The organism is Lentilactobacillus fungorum (assembly GCF_016860605.1).
Lineage (GTDB): Bacteria > Bacillota > Bacilli > Lactobacillales > Lactobacillaceae > Lentilactobacillus > Lentilactobacillus fungorum.
Genome location: NZ_BNJR01000007.1, coordinates 81149 through 99745, shown reverse-complemented (window position 1 = coordinate 99745; position 18597 = coordinate 81149). Strand labels below are relative to the sequence as shown.

The window sequence follows — 18597 nt, the reverse complement described above, 5'->3', positions numbered from 1 at the left end:
AAGTTTTTGTCATTTCTAATAATACTGTTTCATCGGTTTCACAAACCGCCAACCCGTTTGCTTATAAGCCTGATCCCAGAATTTCCACTCCATTTCACAGCTCTTCAGGAATTCTTCTTTTACAATATCCAAGCGGTGTTGGTCATACTTTTCCGCCTCACGGTCAATCAAATCATACATTTGTTGGAGAATGCTGTCCTCGTCATGACTCATGTCGGCATAAAAATCAATCCATGGTTTAAAAACATTATCGTCCGTATTTTTCCCCTGCTTCACAAACCGGTTAGCGATTTCCAAATATGTCCAGGGGCATGGGGTCATCGCCGCCACAATATCAATCAAGTCACCGGTTCGAGCTGCCCGATACATATGCTCATTATAGAGATAAGTTCCCGGCGCCTGCGGTTCATGTTGTAAAGTTTCGTACTTCACTCCCGCCACGTTACAGAAATTATGGTGCGGGTGAATTTCACTATTTAAGATAAAGTCAATTTGTTTCGCAAAGATCGCCATATCGGCACGCGTTTGCGACTTTTGAATGGCTGCCGCGTACACCTTGATGAACGCATTTAAGTAATTATAGTCCTGGCCAACGTAAAAAGTCAGCGCCTCTTTCGGCAAATCACCATTACCAATGCCTTCAACAAATGGGTGCTGATAGATCGCCTGCAAAATTGGCTGACCGGCTTCCAGTAACTGTTGTGAAAATTTCATTGGGTAAAACTCCTCTTCCAAAATTTTTCAAATAAACCGTTACCGGACTTGGCACTTCTTATTCTCAATTTTGTCACTTCCCTACGTTGGTATTAACCAAATCAGGTTCAAAGGGATTGGCAGCTTGCCATCTCAGCATATAGCACCCCTAGTGGTCTCATTTGAATAACCAAAGTGTACCACGGTTGTCGGTTTGCAACAATCTAGTTTCTCATGATACGCTATTAACAACTATTCTGGGGGGATTGGGGAAATCCTATTTTATAGAAATAGAGAGGCCGCTGTCATGAAATTCGACTTAAAATATGCTTTAATCATGAACTACCTGGAATATATCGTCTTAATTTTGTACCCAATTATTCAATTATTTGGGGTCAATGATCTGATCAACCTGATTATTTTGAGCGTTGCTATCACTGTTGTCCAACTGATAATTATCAAAACGTTTGGTCAGCAATACTTCAAACAACATCCCGAATACAACCGAACATTCACATTGGCTTCCTACATCAGTCTAATCATTGGCGTGATGGTTTTGACAGTTCTTATTTCATTTTCATTGCTTCAAAACGGTGAGAGCTTCTTTTTGGCCTTCACGATCATGATGATTTTCGTGGAAGGGTTTGAGGCACCGGCCGGAAAGGAAGGACGTGCATGAGAGTAACTTGGAAATACAGCCTTCTTCGCAATATCCCCATCTTTGTGATCTTTATTTTGTTAATCATCCAAGGCTGGGTCAACCACCAATTTAATGGTGTCAAGAGTGCCGAAGATCTCAAAAATCTCGCCATCTTAAATAACATTAGCGACACCCTGTTGTGGCTTGCCATTATAATTTGGCCAGTCCACTACTTCAGCTTTAAGTATTGGTATCAAAAACATCCCAGTTACGATCCCAATCGCCACCAAATCACTAAGATAGGTGCCGGTTTAACCGCAACCGGAATTCTGCTTTCCTTTTACTTAATTTTGGGCACTATTCCAAAAAGCTACTGGCCGGGAGCCATTGCAATTGTCATTACGTTTTTCGCAAAAGACGCATTTACCACCATTCCGCCTGAATAGAAAGTGAGGTTCTTTAATGCTATACAGTTACCTTGTGGCTGAATCAGAATGGATATTGCTTTATAAATGATCGTCTGGCATTTCAACGTAGCAAAAATACTTTTGTCGGTGTTAACATCTCATTTATGTATCGCTTATGTGATACAATTAAGCACAGAGGTGATACAAATGCCAACAAAGAAAAAAGATACCATTTCAATTAGAATAGATCCTCAACTAAAAGCTGAAACTGAAAAGATGCTGGCTAGTATGGGATTAACCTACTCGAGTGCCATCACCATGTTTTCAAAGGCGATCGTTAATGAGGGTAAGATTCCCTTTGAGATAAAAGCTGATCCATTTTACTCTCCAGAAAATCAGCGGATCTTGCATCAGTCAATCAATCAGCTAGAAAGCGGAAAAGGCAATCAGCATGATTTGCTCGACGGTGACAAATGAGAAAATCATGGTCAGACACTGCATGGGATGATTACCTGTATTGGCAAAAAAGCGACCGTAAAACCATGCAGCGAATTAATCGGCTCATAAAAGATATTGATAGAAACGGTCATAATGGAATCGGTAACGAAGAAAAACTTCATGGTAACCTTTCCGGTTGGTACAGCAAGCGAATTTCAAAAGAACATCGATTGGTGTACCGAATAATTGATAACGAGATCCAAATTGCCCAAGTAAGATCGCATTATCAAGAATTGTAAGCTATTCAAAACGTACTACCTCGCACTAAACTTTTGCTACGGAAAAAAATAAGGGCCGAAATCTCACACAATCAGATTTCGATCCTTATTTTTTAGTGTATCGAATGCATTTCCATCTTCAATCCTTATCCAAATCAGCAAGCGTTGTCTGCTTCAAAGTCGTCAACATTGCCGTTTCCGCCCGCTTAAGTACTTTCGAACTATTTTCTAACCAATCCTCAACTTTATCTTGATTCACAAATGCCGTCTTATCGACTTCTAACGGCAATCTGAATAAAGGCGTTGGCCCTTCGATTGCAACTAGGATATCATAAATCGTAATTTCCTCGGCATCCTTGGCGAGCCGCAAACCGCCATTAACCCCCGTCTTTGAGGTAAGAACTCCGGCTTTTTTAAGCGTCGCCGAAATCTTTTTGACACTGGGAACCGGAATATTGAGCATTTCAGATATTTTCTGGATCGCCAAATAGTCGAAATGCTCATCCCTAGATTTAGCATTCACATACCCGACGATTTCTAATGCTTGCGAGAAAGCAACCGAAAACGACATTGAATAGACCTCCGATTAGATTAATTCATTGTATATATTCTATTATACCAATTACTTCATTATAATCAGTGTTTTTCTGCCGGCACAATTAAAGTAACCACTAACACGAGTCCAGCAAACGTTAATCCGGCTCCAATCAGCATTGCTTGATCGAAAACATCAGCAATATTAGTTAAATGCGCTGTTGCGGCCGCAAAGATTGCCAGTCCCAAAGCCCCGCCAAATTGACGGGCAGTATTGTACACACCGGAAGCTGCTCCAGAGACTGCTGGCCGAATTCGAGCTAAACCAGAAGTCGCCAACGTTGCAAACGCCAGCGCAAACCCAACCGCAAACCCTAGTGTTCCAATCAATAGTAACCAATAGTTGGTCGTATGGGCCACCATTGCTAATTCTACAAGTGATAGTACCACCACGGCAAAGCCAAGAATCATTACAATTGAGTTATTCCAACGTTCAACCAATTTTCCCGCTTTAACAGCAACGATAAATAATAGTACCGCCATTGGCAACATCCCTAATGCGGTCAGAAAGGGACTAAAGCCAAACGCTCCTTGCATAAATTGGGGCGTATAAAACCAAAAACCAATCCCAGCCGCGCTAAATAACAGCGAACTAATATAAGAAGCCATCCGTTCTCGATCAGCAAAAATCTCCAACGGCATCGTTGGCAGTGAAACTTTGGCTTGACTAAAGACCAATGCCACCCAAAGAAACAGGGAAATCAAAATTGTGGGAATTGGCCAGGGACTGCCATCTAGGCCATAAGAAATTGAAGTCATCGCCAAAATTGACAAAATTGTTCCCAACCAATCAATTTTTCCAGCCTGTTGGTGAGCTGTTGGCAAGACCCTACCGGCGATAATCACCATGATTAGCGCAATCGGCCCATTGACATAGAAGCCAACCCGCCAAGAGGTGAAGGTCGCAAAGAACCCACCGATTACCAGGCCGACTGCTGCGCCAGCTCCAATCACCGAAGCGTAGTAACCAATTGCTTGCTGGCGGGCTTTGCCTGTGAAAGTATCCGTTAGTAATGCCAGACAATTTGGTGCCAAAATTGCCGCACCAATTCCCTGAAGCGCCCGAAAACTAATCATCGTGAGTGCATTAGTAGCCGCACCAACAGCTAAACTACCTATTCCAAAAATAATTAAACTCGTAATAAATAATCGCTTGCGACCATAAATGTCGCCCAGCTTGCCCCCAACCAGCATAAAGCCGGCATAGGTTAAGGCGTATGAAACCTGCACCCAAGATAATGCGTTTGAATTGAGCTGTAACTGAGCCGCCATTCTAACGGTTCCTGTATACACAATTGAAGTGTCTAAAACTCCAAGAAACGCGCCAATCAAGGCAAGTCCAAGGATAATTCTTTGAGCTTGGGTTGTCTTTGCCGCCTGGTTGGTGCCAGCCGAATTTGTCTGAACTGCTTTGTTTTCTTCTCTTTCCATCCTTGTTAAACCTTCTTATATTAATTTCATTAGTATATAGTTCTTATACCAATGTGAAGTTAGTATATATTTTATATACTAATAATGCAATAGAAAAACCGCTGATTTTTTGAAAAACCAGCGGCCATTCGAATTTCCTTTATCCTATCCATTCATTCCTTGAGTATATCCTCTCACAAAATCAATGATTTCTGGAATCAATATCAATCCCAACCAAATGGCACCCCAAACAATCGTTGGCTTGGTTAGTGCTTTGTTAAACTCGCGCCACTTAACTGACTTAAGCATGAAGAAGAAACTAACAAGAACTGGTATAACTAACCAACTTTCCAGTGTGTTCGTACTGATGCCAATCACCTGATATAATGTGTCCCCCACTATGGCAATCGCAATACCAAACAATAGTATCTTTGAAACCTTATTGACCCTGTTGGCCTTCTCTAATCTTTCCATTAACTGGACATCTCCTTTAATTAGGTCATCAAGCGAAATTCCAAACAAGTCACTAATTGCCACCACATTTGAAAAGCTCGGTAGGGTTGTCCCGTTCTCCCATTTAGAAATTGATTGCCGGGATATATGTAATTCTTCAGCTAAGTCTGCTTGGGATAATCCATGAATTTGCCGTTGCTTTTGAAGCTGCGCCGCGATTTTCAAAATGATGCCTCCTTTGTGATGATTTCAGTATAAACATATTATATGATAAATGAGTAGCACTTAATGGTTGCATCAACATTTAGCAAATTAGTTCTCGTAAAAAACGCAAACTTTCCGAATAAGTTTGCGATGGCTACAGTTCTTAGCTTGCTTCATATCCCAGTGGATCATATATTGAAAACGAGGTGATGGTAAATGGATTTTGGCAGTAAAATTCAATCAGCTAGACAAGCCAAAGGGCTCACCCAAAAAGAAATTGCCGACCGACTCCATGTTTCCCGAAAAACAATCTCTAGTTGGGAAACTGGCCGCAGTTATCCGGACATTGGGACCTTAGTCAAGCTTAGCGACATTTACCAAATATCCCTCGACAAACTACTACGGGAGGATTCAACGATGATTAAACACTATGACAAGCAGGATGCCGCCACTCGGCACGATATTTTATTAGGTAAGGCCAGCTATTATTTGAACGTGTTACTACTACTGGTTACCTTCTTAGCCCAAACCAAGCTGCTGCACCCCGAATTGAAGTATACGTCAATCCTGCTTATGATTAATTTAATTGTGCTCATCAGCTACTTTGATTTTCACAGTTTCTTCAGCATCAAGTGGCGTAAAGTCACCTTCATTACTATTGGAACCATTCTGCTGGCAGCACTAGTCATATTAGCAGTATTCCAAATGCCGACTATTTCCGCTTATACAATGGGCCACGCCGCAGGTTCGCTATTCGCCATTCTTGCATTAACCATTAGTTTCTTAATGGCAGTATTTGGCAAACCCTATATGATAAACTAACGCAAACCACCATCACTAGAAACGGATTACCAGTGACGAATTCCCCCATTCAACGTATATTGGGTGGTGATCAGATCCCTAAAATCATAAAGTAAGAGGCAGAAAGATGAAATTAAATGATTTATTGAAACAGAAACGATTAGCTTCCCACCTAACCCAGGAACAACTCGCCGAACGAATTTATGTTTCTCCCAAAACCATCTCGAATTGGGAGCGCGGCAAAACGTTTCCTGATATCGAAAGCTTAATCAATCTGAGTCAACTCTATCACCTTTCTTTAGACGACTTATTAGTGAAAGGATCTGGTATCGTGAATGATTATAAGGATAAGGAACAGCTAGCAGCGTTATCGAAGAATCGCTTGTATCAATTTTTTGGGCCAACAATGAGTAGTACCATTCTATTTATCTTTTTGACGCTCAACGAGTTTGCGCCCCAAGTTCTCCCAGAACCGTTTCGGGTTAGCTTGGGGGTTCAATTCATTTTACTGGCAGCAATGCTCGCCAATGTCGTCGCAGCAGTGTATATCCGCTCAAAGGCCCACGAAATCAAGGGCAAAATCGCGACTCGTTAGTCAAACAGAACGTTAGCTTCTAACTTAAGACGCAATAACTAGATCTTGTGGTTACTGCGTCTTTTTGCGTCTTCGAATGTAACATAAAGTGAGATTTTTATGATCCAAAAATCAAAAGCCAAAAAAATTTCACCCCACCAAAACCGTGTCGGCTCGCCATTATGCTGGCTACAAGCATTTTTGATTGAAACACTATATATTGCTTATTAAGGGCAAGGGAGATACTATATATAGTGTTAGATCACACGAAATGATTGATAATCGGTACTGGAGGAACGTAATATGCAAGCTATGAAACTTTCGTCAGTTTCACTATCTGACGAATTTATAAACAAAATTAAAGATGAAGTCACACCGCATTGGGGCGAACTTGGTTGGGTTACTTATAAACGTACATACGCCCGTTGGATTCCAGAAAAGCAACGAACTGAGAACTGGGACGAAACGGTTAAGCGGGTCGTTGAAGGTAACATCAACTTAGATCCCCGTTTGCATGAGGATAATGTTGACCCTAAAGTTGTTGACGAATTAACTGATGAGGCGCAAAAGCTCTACAAGTTAATTTATGGTCTCGGCGCCACGCCGTCTGGCCGAAACCTTTGGATTTCTGGTTCAAGCTATCAAGACCGCAACGGTGATGCTTTGAACAACTGTTGGTTCATCGCCGTTCGTCCACAACCATATGGTGACAGCCATATTGTCCCAGAATACTTGAACAGCCGGCAAAAGGCTGTTTCAATGCCTTATTCATTTATGTTTGATCAATTAATGAAGGGCGGCGGGGTTGGCTTTTCTGTCACCAGAGATAACGTTGAACAGATTCCCCAAGTTGACTTCAACATCAATTTAACCATTTTGATTGATAAGAGTAGTGCTTCTTACGACGAATCGCTCAAAATGGGCGCAACTGATCGTGAAGACTGGCTAAAGCATCACTCAATTAAAGATGTGCGTTACTATCGTCTACCAGATACTCGTGAAGGTTGGGTTATTTCAAATGCCCACTTGATTGACCAGCACTTTAACCAGACCAACCCAACCCAACAGTTAAACCTGGTGCTTGATATGAGTGACATCCGACCAAAGGGTGCTAAAATCAAGGGCTTCGGTGGTACTGCTTCTGGTCCAATGCCATTAATCGAAATGTTGTTCGATATTAACAACCTCTTGAACGATCACGTTGGCCAGAAATTGTCATCCGTTGACTGTACCGATATTGGTAACCTAATTGGGAAAACGGTGGTTGCCGGTAACGTCCGTCGTTCAGCTGAGTTGGCATTAGGTTCAGCCGATGATGAAGCCTTCATTACGATGAAGCAGGATAAAGACAAGCTCTACCATCATCGTTGGGCATCCAACAACAGTGTTGCCGTTGATTCTTCATTTACAGATTATGGTCCGGTTGCGGATTCGATCCGTCATAATGGTGAACCTGGAATCGTTAACTTGGAACTTTCAAGAAACTATGGCCGTAAGATTGACGGCCGTCAAGAAAACATTGATGGCAGCGTTGAGGGAACCAACCCCTGTGGTGAAATTTCATTAGCAAACGGTGAACCTTGCAACTTGTTTGAAGTCTTTCCAACGGTTGCTGAACAAGAAGGCTGGGATCTTAATGAAGCCTTTACCTTGGGAACCCGTTATTCAAAACGCGTGACCTTCAGTAATTATGATTGGGAAGTTTCCCGTAATGCCATTGAAAAGAATCGTCGAATTGGAATCTCCATGTCAGGTATCCAAGATTGGATCTTATCACGTTTCGGTAACCGAGTTGTGACCGGCTATGAAGATGCCACCGATCCGGAAACCGGCGAAGCAATCAAGAAACCAATTTACGATCAAAATGCCATTAAAGAATTTGATAGCTTGTACAAAGCTGTTGTTAAAGCCGACAAAGACTATTCAGCCACGCTTGGGTGCAATCCGTCAATTAAGCACACGACAGTTAAACCTTCAGGAACCGTTGCCAAATTGGCAGGGGTTTCAGAAGGGATGCATTTCCACTATGCCGGCTACTTAATTCAACGAATTCGTTTCCAAGACACGGACCCATTGTTGCCAGCTCTTAAAGCCGTTGGTTACAACGTTGAGCCGGATGTTTACACCAAGAACACAATGGTGGTTGAATTCCCAGTTAGAGCAGCTCACGCCGACAGTAAAGACTTTGCTTCAGCTGGTAACGTTTCGATTGCAGAACAATTTGCAACCCAAGCATTCCTTCAGACGTACTGGTCAGATAACGCGGTTAGTTGTACCGTTACCTTCCAACCAGAAGAAGGCGACCAAATTGCCCCACTGATGAAACAATATCGGCATACCACTAAATCAACCTCGTTGCTGCCATACTCAGGTGCCGGCTTCAAGCAAGCACCTAAGGAACCCATCGATCAAAAAGAATACGAAAAACGGGTTCTCCAGATCTCAGGCGACGTCGCTAAGGTCTTTGCCCAACAAAATAATAATCATGACAAGAAGGGCGTTGAATTGGTAGACCAAAGTGATTGTGCGGGTGGCGCTTGCCCAATTAAGTAATATGCGGAGCTGGGCGGTTAATAATCGGCGCCTAAGTCTTCTCTAGCAACACCCCTGATGTTGGGATTTTTGCTAGAGGTGCTTATAGGTAGGTTATTGCCCAACGGAGCGTCATTTAGCTCTGTAGCCATTAAAAAACAAACAAAAGCCGCCCCATTAGTTAAAGTTCACATTCAGCTAACCAAGGGCGGTCACTACAAAGGCCAAAGCAAAATTAATTTTGTCTTTGGTCTTTTTTCTGGGTAAAATGGACTTGAAAAACGGAGGAGATAAAAATGGTTAAAATCTATACAAAAGTCGGTGACCACGGCAAAACCAAGCAGGTCACCGGTAAAATGGTCCCAAAATATGACTTACAAATCAGCGCGCTAGGCTCATTAGATGAACTTGAATCTTGGATTGGCTATGTCATTTCGGTACTATCCCCCAAGACCCAAGAATTAGCCCCTAAATTAAAACAGCTCCAACGCAATCTCTATGAATTACAAGCAGACATTACCGTCAAACGTCACCATAACATCACCGCAGATACAACCAAGCAGCTGGAAGATGAGATTGACGACATTTCAACTAAATTTCCACGAATCAAAGCGTTTATTTTACCCGGTGGCAACCAAAGCGGCGCTGCTCTTCAATATGCCCGCTCGCTTGCTCGGAAAGCTGAACGTCAAGTCATCGAACTAAACGACAAGGAACAAGAAATTTCTGATGATAGCCTCAGTTACTTAAATCGGCTGTCTGACTATCTGTTCATGCTGGCTAGGTACGCTAACTTTTTGGATGGGTATGATGAGGAATTGAGTAAGCTTAAATAATTAATTTGCCGGTGGTGCTATTCTGACTGGAGCTATTAATGTGAAGATCACACAAAGAATAACTAAAAACATCATCAATCAAATTGACGATAGGACGATGGCAAGATTATCACTGATACTTGGCTTAGTTACTTTGCTTTCGTTCGGTCTCTATTTTGTTGACTCACTTCGATATTTTGCATCAGTACTCTTGGACATTTCATTGTTTGGATGGGCTGACTTAACGGCAATTCGACTTACTAAAAAGGGTTGGAATGTGTATCTTAGTGTTTTATTATCGGTGATTTTCTTGATGTTTCTTGGGGTAGTAGTTTATGTTATCTTGGATCTGTTCACAGGTAGCTAATTGCAAAAATAACAGAAATGTAGGATTCTTCTGCATTTCATAAAGACAGCAACCATAAATTCCGCAGTTGCTGTCTTTAGTACATAATAGGTGTCACCAGGATAAGTAGCAATGCAAGAGACATATGCTCTCTCACACAAATCTCATAACTAGCATTACGCATTAATTGAATAAAGTTATCCGAGCGGTCGAGAATTTAGTCGGCTGCTTTTTAGTGCTCACTGACACCCAGCCAGCTGGAATTGTTGTACGATACTGATAAATATCAGATTTGGGATCCTTCCGCAAAGCAGAAACTGGAGGTCTTATCATGACAACTCAACCAATCATCGGTATCCCCGTAGAAGTTCGCCTCGTCAATGGGCTTCTTCGAAACAGCATCAACCATAATTACAGCTGCCGGTGGCCTGGCATTACCGATTCCCACCCGTCACCCAGAATTGATGGCCAACTACCTCAACTTTTGTGATGGTCTAATCTTGCAAGGTGGCCCAGACGTCGCCCCGCGGTTTTACGGCGAAGAACCCTTGCCCAAATTAGGCGATACCGACGCGCTACTAGACGAGAGTGAAATTCAACTCGTTCAGTTAGCCATTCATAACCAAATCCCCATGTTAGGATATTGCCGGGGCATGCATCATTAACGTGGCAATGGATGGCACACTGTATCAAGATTTGGCAAGCCAACGCGATCACCAGACCCTTCAGCATTACCAAAAAGCCCCAACGGGTCAGGGAACCCACACGGTGCCAATCGCACCGGAAACCAAACTGGCAACAATTGTTCACGATTCCCACTTGCTAGTCAATGACCATCATCACCAAGGCGTAAAGGCCCTCGCACCCAGCTTCAAACTGTCCGTACTGGCTAATTGAAGGACTGGAAAGTGAAGAAGGCAACCTGATCTTAGCCGTCCAGTGGCACCCAGAATTTATGTTTGAAACCGATGAGCGGATGGCTGGGTTGTTTAGAGATTTGATTCAGCTCATCCAAACTCAGGGGCAGAAATGAGGCTACCCCCCTTGACTCGGAAATGAGCTTAATCAGATCGAGAAGGGTTCTTCATTATTTATGAGGTGAGTTAAAATTAATGGTTTGCAGTTTATTTTTTATTCCTAGCACCAAAAACGAAACTATTGGTTTACAAGTTAGCGTGTAAACTAATGGTTTCTTTTTTTACTTTGATTTAGTACGTAACCTAACAAGTGGCAATGGCCCGATCGATGATTATTTATAAAAAGCTGATAATACTTTATCTGGGGAAATATTTCAGCCAGCCATTTGACCAATATATGCACAACAGATAGGAGCCACCAACATGGCAAATCACCGGTTTGAAAATGAAAAGTTTAAAAAATATTCAAAGTGGCTGAGGTTTCTAAATACTTGGTTTTCTTTAGTGGTCACTATTGGAATCATATCTACCATTCTTGTGATGATAACCAAAAATGTGGCTATCATGATTGTAAGCCTTCTGGCAAATATCTATACAGCAATTTGGCTGATCACCTTTTTGGTAGAAAGTATCTATCATTATCTAAAGAGGCCAAGGCATAAGCCCTAATTGACTCAAATAAAAGGCTGAGACGTACTTTCCAAAAGTGGGAAATTCGTCTCAGCTTTTTTCAGTTGAACTGATGCTCTGAATTCAAGGACAGTCACACTATTTTTTATACTGCCAAAAGCTATTATGACAAATTCACTAGGATCCACCACCCAAACAGTTAGCGTTCCTTTACGAAGCAACCGGGTGATTTCCCAACAACTTCTTAAATGCGGCCATTGTCTCATCAAATTTCGGCAACGTGTCGGTCTCCTGGGCTTGGGTGACAATCTTGATAATTAAATCGTTGTAAGGGGTTGGAATGCCATGCTCCTTACCGGTATCGGCAATCAACCCATTAATTTCATTAATTTCTGTCTTTCGGTGATGATAGAGGTCTTGCAACATACTTGCCTTTAGTTTTGAACTCGATTTGATAAAGACCCGCAAATCCTGAATTTGCTGATCGGTGAAATCATCTCCACGAAGTGCAAATTGCTGATTCATATCTACTCCCACCATGAGCGCAAATCGAACCCCGTCTGCGTGGCCTACTTTAAGACCCTCATCGATCAAATGAAGAGCTGCTTTAATTCCGACGCTATCTGCAGCTACTTCACCAAAAGTGGCATCAGCGGCAGCTGACAACCCGCTAAACGACTCATTAACCAATAATTTAACCCACTTCGTTCCCATTAGGTTATCAGAAACGGTCACGCCACCGACATTTGAGAGGACCTCTTGAATCATTTGGATTCGATCAGTTATTCGGCCATCAACTTCCCCAATTGCATACGCGCTCTTCTTGAAAGCCTCATACTCAGTTGTCAGTTCCGAAACACCTGGTCCCGCACCAGTTCCACCGAATTCAACGGTTCCCGCAATTACGTTTTTGGGTGGAATTATTTTGGTGATATTGCGTTCCGGTACCCCGTTTTGAAGAGACACCAACGTTCCGTCCGGCTTCAAAATCTGTTTAATGGCCGGAATCACCGTACTATTGAATCCCTGCTTCGTATGGAGTAGGACAATATCAAATTGACCAGTGAGTTTATCTGGCGTTACGGCCGTTACCGGCACTGTCAAATCAGTGGTACCGGTGATGTGGGCCCCATTTTGATTTAAGGTATCCACATTTTCCTGCCAAGCATCAACTAAGGTCACGTTTTCCTTTCCGTAAGCCTTGGTTAAGTAAGCTCCTGAAATGGTGCCAATTGATCCGGCTCCATAGACTACAATTCGCTTATCAAATTCGGACATCGTGATTTCCCCCTCACGTTTAAAGTAGTTATCCTATCATTGAAGAAAGTTAATATTGAACATTAACTTTAAACTTATATTACTACCATTGGAAACGGTTTCAAGGAAATTGACTGTGGCTTATTTCACAAAAAGCCACCAATCTCGCTAAAAGATTAGTGGCGATAGCCCTATTTATAAACACTAGCCAATTGATTAAAATTAACAATTCCAAGCCCACTGGCCTGATTATAATCTGTGTTTGGCTGCCCCGTATAATACAAATTAGAATTGTTATCTGTATCGTTAAGTGGTGTAAATGGTGTTTGCTTTTGAGTTGCGAGTTGATAAATTTGGGGGTTCCAAAATCCCATTCGCTGTTGCCGGCCACTGTTAATGATTGCAGCCACTCCAGCAAGCTGTGGCGAAGCAACACTAGTACCGCCCGATTTCTTCCACGAGCTGCCCTTCTTCTTTACTTGATAAACTTGATAGCCCGTTGTCGGATCGGCATTGGCCGCAATGTCTGGATAATTTCGCCCATAATCCGTTCCCTGGGTCAATGCCGCATCATAAATTGGCTGACCTAGCTGTGATAAAGCGGGACGAGCATAAAACGTGTTAACACCAGGAACGTTCTTTTGGTATTGCGGCGTCTTGTACAGGTGACTAAAGCCACCCGTACTGCCAACCGCAACCTGGGTTAATACCGAAGGGGCTGCCGCAAAGTAGTCTGGGAATTGCTGGAAGAATGACCACATGTAATCACTTCCCCAGGCTCGTTCCTTTTCATTGGTGATGGTTCCAAGCGTGATGTTTCGAGTCTTCATCGGCTGCTTAAACGGTAATGTTGTCCCACCAACTGAAGTCACCCACGGATTAGTCGAGATTGGATCGGCATCTTGAACCGAGCGATCAAGCAGGACACGATTTTTATAGACCCCATTAATGCGATATTTGTAAGCACCCATATCACCGGAAGCGATAAAATTTGAAATACCTTGGAGAGCACCTTGGGCAAATACAAAGTTAAAGACCTTAAGATAATCCGGAGTCATCACTTTTCGCTTCACTAAGGTATCAAATAGGCTGGCAGGCCCCATGCCCCAGCTGGTAGATAGCGCACTCGCCTTATTTTCATCATAGGCTGTTGTATAGGCATTAACTAAACCAGCTAGTGTGGGTAACCCACTTTTCGCCACATATAATCGGATATTTGCATTCTTAGCAACGGAACCCGAATACTCAGTATCCATGGTTGCTTCATCGTCATCCCGATTGTAAGCCGGAACAAAATGGTCTGTCTTCACCGATTTGATAACCAATCGATTCTTCCAAGTACCCGCATTTTCGTGCTTCCAAAAGTGATTAATATTGGAACGTTTAACGCCAGCGAACGCAATAATACCAACCGTTTGCCCTTGACCAGACATCCCCTGGTCATAAAGCTTATTGACTTGGTAATGATCCGTAAATCGGCTGGTATATCCCTTAGTGGTTGCTGCATTGGAAGACTGCGCAAAATGATCCTGTGTATTCGGGAAAAAATAGTTTCGATTATGATCAGCTGCGCCCAAAACCGTCCAAACCGTCTTAGATAAACGAGCGGGTACTGCTGGCTTCTTTTTTCCAAACTGCAGTGGATCTTGATGATACGTCGCCTTGTTGAGATCAACTTGGAACAGTTTATTCATGTTTTTAACTTTGCCAGAAACGGCTAACGTGATGCCATTATCATAAACGGATGTTTGCAGGTGATACTTCTTTAAGTATTTTTGCCAATCCTTTGTCACCGACGTTGGCTGGCCATACTTTTCCCGAAAACCACTAGCCGTTAGATATTGCTTAAATGAGCTAGATGTTGGCGAATTAACATCAAGGGCTTCTTGATACATGTCCGCCTGATTTCGTGGCTTCAACAAAATATCAAAAGTTGTTTGGCTGTTTGGACTGACTTTGGAAGCCCGTATCAGGCTAGCCGAAGTCATACTACCATACACATCACCAATCTTTGACGCTCGTACCTGACTTAGCCCCTCAGCTAAGAATAATACTGACGCCGTCAAAAGTGTGATTTCTAAAAAATGCGGCCATTTTTTCATCATAATCCCCCATTCCCCTCAAAGCGAACAGCACAATTGGTCAACAACATGTAACTGGTCTTCAAGAAAAACTGTTTGCTTTAAAATCCTCCTTAAAGGCCCAGACACGCAGCTTACCGTATGGCTGTCTGTAAATTAGTAACGTTTTATAGGAGCATTTTATCATCATTCATATAAAGACACACTTAATTAACTCATCAGTACACTATTCTTTTAAACATTGCTCAAGTAAAGGATCACTTGCGCTTAATTCACATACATCGGTTCCTGTTTATTTGTAAAGGGCCGCTAACTTTGCAAAATCAGTTGTTCCCAATCCGCTCGCTTGATTATAAACCGTTCCGGGCTGGCCGGTATAGTACATATTTGAATTATTGGTCGTATCATTTAGCGGGTGAAATGGTGAATCCGACTGTTGCGCCAGTTGGTAGATTTGGGCGTTCCAAAAGCCCATCCGGCTTCTGCCTGGTTGGCTATTAATTACTGCCGTTATTGCTGCGTATTGGGGTGCCACAATACTAGTACCTTCTACTTCATTCCAAGGAGACTGCTTCTTTTCTTTTTGATAAATCAGGTAGCCTTTTAAACCACCAGCGTCTGCTGAAACATCTGGGTAATTTCGGCCAGAATCTTTCCCGTGAATCAACGGCGAATGAAAGATTGGTTGAGCCAGATACGAAACATATTGGCGGGCATTAAATGTATTAACGCCGGGAACCCCTAATTGGTAAGCTGGCGTTGGGTTTAGATGACTGAAGCCCCCACCACCTCCCGCTAAGCCATGGACACTCGTTAACGTCACCCGACTAGTTGAATGATGTTTTAGATAAGGCCACATCCAATCAGCTCCCCAGGACCGTTCCTTTTTGATTGAGGCGCTGCCTAATTTAATTGACTTTGACGAGAGATGGTTACTTGTCTCCGCTGGTATGGTCCCGCCACATGAGGTGATCCAAGGGTTGGCGCTAACCGGATCTGAATCGTTAACGGTTCGATTAAGGATAGCTTTATTGCCAGACGTGCCAGCCATTGAATTGATAAGCGCGCCTGTATCCCCTGAGGCAGTGAAACAAGAGATCCCTTGCAAAGCGCCTTGCGCAATAATCAGATTCAATACTTGTAAGTAGTTGGCAGGAAGTACTTTTCGATGAACCAATAATTTGGATATTGAATTAGGTGCCAGTCCCCAACTATTTGAGAGTGAGCCAACTTGATTTTCATTAAAGGCAGTCGAATAAGCGTTGACTGTATTCATAAGAGTTGGTGCGACACTATGTTCCCAATAAACTTTAACGTTAGCCTTTGGTGCCACCGAGCCAGCATATTCAACATCCATTGTTGTCTCGCCCTCATCCCGACTAACAAGATCTTTTCTTAACAGGGTACCCGGCACCGATTCCACTTTTAATCGGTTTCGCCTAGTACTGGCCCCTTGATTTTGCCAGAATTTAAACGCATTTGCTTTAACTACGTTACCGAAGCTAATAATGCCTACCGTTTGGCCTTTTCCCGTCAATCCTTGTTCATACAACGATTTGGACTGGTAGTCCTTTGCGAACTGCTTGGTCGAATCCACATTTTTGGGAACGCGATTGGCTTTCTTCATCATTTGAACGCTCGCTTCTGGGAAAACAAATTTCTTGTTATGGTCGCCCATTCCTAAAACCGTCCAGACCGTTTTCGTCAACCGATCAGGAATATGCGGCTTTACTTTACCAAATTGCAGTGGGTTCCTGTGATAGGTGGCTTGGTTCAGGTTGACTTTAAATAACTTGTCGATGTATTTGACCTTGCCAGAAACTCTCAGCAATAAGCCATTATCATAAACAAACGTTTTTAAGTGACGCTTTTTTAAATACGTTTGCCACTGCTTGGTGACCTGTTTGGGCTGACCGTAGCTATTTCTAATATCTGAGGGGGTCAGGTAATGCTTAAACTGAGAATTTTTTGGCGTATTAACAGCCATTGCTTGTTTGAAAAAACCAGATTTATTTTTAGGCTGCAACACAATATCAAACGTCGTCACCGTATTAGCAGTCACCCGTTCTGGCTTAACTAACGGTGCCGAAGTCACCTCACTATATGCCTTATCAATTGCATTTGGCGCTTTAGCTTCAACAACCCAATTGCTAATCCCAATCGCTAGTAACCCCACAATCGGTAATATAACGTTTCTAACCCAACGTTTCATTGAACTCGCACTCCTTTAGCTGATGTTTCCCCCAAACTCCCCTTAACAAGAAGTCCCTAACCTATCAATTAGCTTTGGGGACTAATATTAGTGTTATATATAACTACTACACTATAACACAAATCTTAGTTCTTGAAAGTGAAAATTAGCCTCTTGAGAAGATTTTTACACCGCTTTTACACACGGTATGAAAAGCCAATCATATAAACAAAAGCTGAGTTCAAAAGATTACAACTAAAAAAGCCCCCGCATCGCGAGGACTACATTATCGCATTTTTTATGATCACACTAAAACAGTTCAGCCTGCTAAACCGCCCTAATCACATGATCACTCTGCTGCCCACTAATCAACTTGAGCGTATCATCCAATGACTGCTTGACCATATTTTCAACGGCAATGTCCGTATAAAATGCGACGTGCGGTGTCAGGAAAACATTATCAAATGATTTTAACTTTTCATAAGCTTTCAACGGAATCTCGGGTTGGCCTTCAAAAGTTTGATTGAAAATCTTGGTTTCATCTTCAATCACATCAATACCAGCCCCGGCAATTTGCTTGTTTTCAAGCGCAGCAATCAACGCATCCGTATCCACTACCGGTCCTCTAGAACAGTTAATCAAAAACGCGGACGGCTTCATCATTGCAAACTGATCCTTGCCAACCATGTGATAATTGTCTTCGCTCATGTAGACATGCATGGTTACAATGTCGGCCGTTCGATAAATTGCTTCTTTGGACGTATAAGTCACAATGCCCTTTAACGCCGGATTTTCTTTGTAATCATTGCCAAGCACCGTGGCGCCAAACCGCTTAAAAATTCGGGCAACCGTGCTACCAATTCGGCCAACGCCAATAATGCCAATCGTTAATTCCGATAATTCACGGGATCTCAGGCCTTCCACGATGTAATCGTTGCGTTGAATTCTGGATTGAAATTGCGGAATGTGGCGAACCAAATTCATCGCGTGGGTCAACGTCATTTCTGCGACGGCTTCCGGCGAATACGATGGCACGTTGGTAATAGTAAGCCCGCATTGTTTGGCCCAATGCAGTTGGCAGGAATCAACCCCCGCCGATCGCAGTGCTAGTTGTTTAATCCCATAGTCGTGCAGTTTTCGGTACAAATCCGGTGTCGTGCTGAGCTTACTACGCTGGCGGTAATCAATCCCGTCGTAACCCTTCGCTAAGTCAACCGTATCATCATGCAGTTCAATTTGATTGAAATCAACTTGAACATCTGGGTGTTCCGCTGCCCATTGACCCACAAACTCTTTTTCGTAATCCAAGATGTTGAACGCTAATATTTTTTTCATC

General features: G+C 42.7%; 17 protein-coding genes, 1 pseudogene and 1 riboswitch. Of the genes and pseudogenes, 10 read left to right on the top strand and 8 right to left on the bottom strand.

Annotated features, from left to right (window positions below; genetic code table 11):
• Nucleotides 1-15: 15 nt before the first annotated feature.
• Nucleotides 16-714 (bottom strand): thiaminase II, encoded by a 699-nt coding sequence (gene tenA / locus YK48G_RS03400; protein ID WP_203629306.1) that lies wholly within the window; start codon nt 712-714, stop codon nt 16-18.
• A gap of 61 nt (nt 715-775) precedes the next feature.
• Nucleotides 776-874, bottom strand: a riboswitch (TPP riboswitch).
• A 126-nt stretch (nt 875-1000) separates the two neighbouring features.
• On the opposite strand from tenA, the gene YK48G_RS03395 reads away from it, so the two are divergent.
• The 4 genes from YK48G_RS03395 to YK48G_RS03380 all read left to right on the top strand — a co-directional run bounded on the left by YK48G_RS03395 (nt 1001) and on the right by YK48G_RS03380 (nt 2477).
• Nucleotides 1001-1372 carry a hypothetical protein gene (locus YK48G_RS03395; RefSeq protein WP_203629305.1) on the top strand — a complete coding sequence of 124 codons (372 nt, stop codon included), beginning with the start codon at nt 1001-1003 and terminating at the stop codon, nt 1370-1372.
• Entirely contained in the window at nt 1369-1779 is a 411-nt protein-coding gene (locus YK48G_RS03390) for a hypothetical protein (RefSeq protein ID WP_203629304.1), read from the top strand. The genes YK48G_RS03395 and YK48G_RS03390 overlap by 4 nt, the downstream gene beginning before the upstream one ends.
• 168 nt (nt 1780-1947) lie before the next feature.
• On the top strand, nt 1948-2217 hold the full coding sequence (locus tag YK48G_RS03385; RefSeq protein WP_203629303.1) for a type II toxin-antitoxin system RelB/DinJ family antitoxin: 270 nt from the start codon (nt 1948-1950) through the stop codon (nt 2215-2217).
• Nucleotides 2214-2477 (top strand): Txe/YoeB family addiction module toxin, encoded by a 264-nt coding sequence (locus tag YK48G_RS03380; protein ID WP_203629302.1) that lies wholly within the window; start codon nt 2214-2216, stop codon nt 2475-2477. The genes YK48G_RS03385 and YK48G_RS03380 overlap by 4 nt, the downstream gene beginning before the upstream one ends.
• A gap of 118 nt (nt 2478-2595) precedes the next feature.
• Here YK48G_RS03380 and YK48G_RS03375 read toward each other — a convergent pair whose 3' ends face one another.
• The 3 genes from YK48G_RS03375 to YK48G_RS03365 all read right to left on the bottom strand — a co-directional run bounded on the left by YK48G_RS03375 (nt 2596) and on the right by YK48G_RS03365 (nt 5138).
• The gene (locus tag YK48G_RS03375; protein WP_203629301.1) at nt 2596-3027 is read right to left on the bottom strand and encodes an RrF2 family transcriptional regulator; all 432 of its coding nucleotides are present in this window, start codon (nt 3025-3027) and stop codon (nt 2596-2598) included.
• Between the two features lie 65 nt (nt 3028-3092).
• Complete coding sequence (locus YK48G_RS03370; protein WP_203629300.1) at nt 3093-4481, bottom strand: MFS transporter; 1389 nt, start codon at nt 4479-4481, stop codon at nt 3093-3095.
• Between the two features lie 144 nt (nt 4482-4625).
• Nucleotides 4626-5138 carry a helix-turn-helix domain-containing protein gene (locus tag YK48G_RS03365; protein ID WP_203629299.1) on the bottom strand — a complete coding sequence of 171 codons (513 nt, stop codon included), beginning with the start codon at nt 5136-5138 and terminating at the stop codon, nt 4626-4628.
• Between the two features lie 195 nt (nt 5139-5333).
• Between YK48G_RS03365 and YK48G_RS03360 the strand changes: the two genes are divergently transcribed.
• The 6 genes and pseudogenes from YK48G_RS03360 to YK48G_RS13645 all read left to right on the top strand — a co-directional run bounded on the left by YK48G_RS03360 (nt 5334) and on the right by YK48G_RS13645 (nt 11082).
• On the top strand, nt 5334-5939 hold the full coding sequence (locus YK48G_RS03360; RefSeq protein WP_203629298.1) for a helix-turn-helix domain-containing protein: 606 nt from the start codon (nt 5334-5336) through the stop codon (nt 5937-5939).
• Between the two features lie 106 nt (nt 5940-6045).
• Nucleotides 6046-6513, top strand: a complete 468-nt coding sequence (locus YK48G_RS03355; RefSeq protein WP_203629297.1) for a helix-turn-helix transcriptional regulator — start codon at nt 6046-6048, stop codon at nt 6511-6513.
• Nucleotides 6514-6795: 282 nt separating this feature from the next.
• On the top strand, nt 6796-9045 hold the full coding sequence (nrdJ, locus tag YK48G_RS03350) for a ribonucleoside-triphosphate reductase, adenosylcobalamin-dependent (protein ID WP_203629296.1): 2250 nt from the start codon (nt 6796-6798) through the stop codon (nt 9043-9045).
• A 275-nt stretch (nt 9046-9320) separates the two neighbouring features.
• A complete protein-coding gene (locus YK48G_RS03345) occupies nt 9321-9860 on the top strand; it encodes a cob(I)yrinic acid a,c-diamide adenosyltransferase (protein ID WP_203629295.1) in 540 nt (179 codons plus the stop codon).
• Nucleotides 9861-9900: 40 nt separating this feature from the next.
• Nucleotides 9901-10206, top strand: a complete 306-nt coding sequence (locus tag YK48G_RS03340; protein ID WP_203629294.1) for a hypothetical protein — start codon at nt 9901-9903, stop codon at nt 10204-10206.
• Nucleotides 10207-10565: 359 nt separating this feature from the next.
• Nucleotides 10566-11082 (top strand): annotated as a pseudogene (locus YK48G_RS13645) (gamma-glutamyl-gamma-aminobutyrate hydrolase family protein).
• 860 nt (nt 11083-11942) lie between these two features.
• On the opposite strand, the gene YK48G_RS03330 reads toward YK48G_RS13645, so the two are convergent.
• The 4 genes from YK48G_RS03330 to YK48G_RS03315 all read right to left on the bottom strand — a co-directional run bounded on the left by YK48G_RS03330 (nt 11943) and on the right by YK48G_RS03315 (nt 18596).
• Nucleotides 11943-13010 carry a ketopantoate reductase family protein gene (locus YK48G_RS03330; protein ID WP_203629293.1) on the bottom strand — a complete coding sequence of 356 codons (1068 nt, stop codon included), beginning with the start codon at nt 13008-13010 and terminating at the stop codon, nt 11943-11945.
• Between the two features lie 170 nt (nt 13011-13180).
• A complete protein-coding gene (locus YK48G_RS03325; protein WP_232365265.1) occupies nt 13181-15094 on the bottom strand; it encodes a S53 family peptidase in 1914 nt (637 codons plus the stop codon).
• 268 nt (nt 15095-15362) lie between these two features.
• Nucleotides 15363-17282 carry a S53 family peptidase gene (locus YK48G_RS03320; protein WP_203629292.1) on the bottom strand — a complete coding sequence of 640 codons (1920 nt, stop codon included), beginning with the start codon at nt 17280-17282 and terminating at the stop codon, nt 15363-15365.
• 306 nt (nt 17283-17588) lie between these two features.
• The gene (locus tag YK48G_RS03315; protein WP_203629444.1) at nt 17589-18596 is read right to left on the bottom strand and encodes a D-2-hydroxyacid dehydrogenase; all 1008 of its coding nucleotides are present in this window, start codon (nt 18594-18596) and stop codon (nt 17589-17591) included.
• Nucleotide 18597 lies beyond the last annotated feature (1 nt).

Excerpts from the sequence above, each read along its gene's own strand:
- tenA (WP_203629306.1), bottom strand. The coding sequence starts at position 714 with ATGAAATTTTCACAACAGTTACTGGAAGCCGGTCAGCCAATTTTGCAG.
- YK48G_RS03395 (WP_203629305.1), top strand. The coding sequence starts at position 1,001 with ATGAAATTCGACTTAAAATATGCTTTAATCATGAACTACCTGGAATAT.
- YK48G_RS03390 (WP_203629304.1), top strand. The coding sequence starts at position 1,369 with ATGAGAGTAACTTGGAAATACAGCCTTCTTCGCAATATCCCCATCTTT.
- YK48G_RS03385 (WP_203629303.1), top strand. The coding sequence starts at position 1,948 with ATGCCAACAAAGAAAAAAGATACCATTTCAATTAGAATAGATCCTCAA.
- YK48G_RS03380 (WP_203629302.1), top strand. The coding sequence starts at position 2,214 with ATGAGAAAATCATGGTCAGACACTGCATGGGATGATTACCTGTATTGG.
- YK48G_RS03375 (WP_203629301.1), bottom strand. The coding sequence starts at position 3,027 with ATGTCGTTTTCGGTTGCTTTCTCGCAAGCATTAGAAATCGTCGGGTAT.
- YK48G_RS03370 (WP_203629300.1), bottom strand. The coding sequence starts at position 4,481 with ATGGAAAGAGAAGAAAACAAAGCAGTTCAGACAAATTCGGCTGGCACC.
- YK48G_RS03360 (WP_203629298.1), top strand. The coding sequence starts at position 5,334 with ATGGATTTTGGCAGTAAAATTCAATCAGCTAGACAAGCCAAAGGGCTC.
- YK48G_RS03355 (WP_203629297.1), top strand. The coding sequence starts at position 6,046 with ATGAAATTAAATGATTTATTGAAACAGAAACGATTAGCTTCCCACCTA.
- nrdJ (WP_203629296.1), top strand. The coding sequence starts at position 6,796 with ATGCAAGCTATGAAACTTTCGTCAGTTTCACTATCTGACGAATTTATA.
- YK48G_RS03345 (WP_203629295.1), top strand. The coding sequence starts at position 9,321 with ATGGTTAAAATCTATACAAAAGTCGGTGACCACGGCAAAACCAAGCAG.
- YK48G_RS03330 (WP_203629293.1), bottom strand. The coding sequence starts at position 13,010 with ATGTCCGAATTTGATAAGCGAATTGTAGTCTATGGAGCCGGATCAATT.
- YK48G_RS03325 (WP_232365265.1), bottom strand. The coding sequence starts at position 15,094 with ATGATGAAAAAATGGCCGCATTTTTTAGAAATCACACTTTTGACGGCG.
- YK48G_RS03320 (WP_203629292.1), bottom strand. The coding sequence starts at position 17,282 with ATGAAACGTTGGGTTAGAAACGTTATATTACCGATTGTGGGGTTACTA.
- YK48G_RS03315 (WP_203629444.1), bottom strand. The coding sequence starts at position 18,596 with ATGAAAAAAATATTAGCGTTCAACATCTTGGATTACGAAAAAGAGTTT.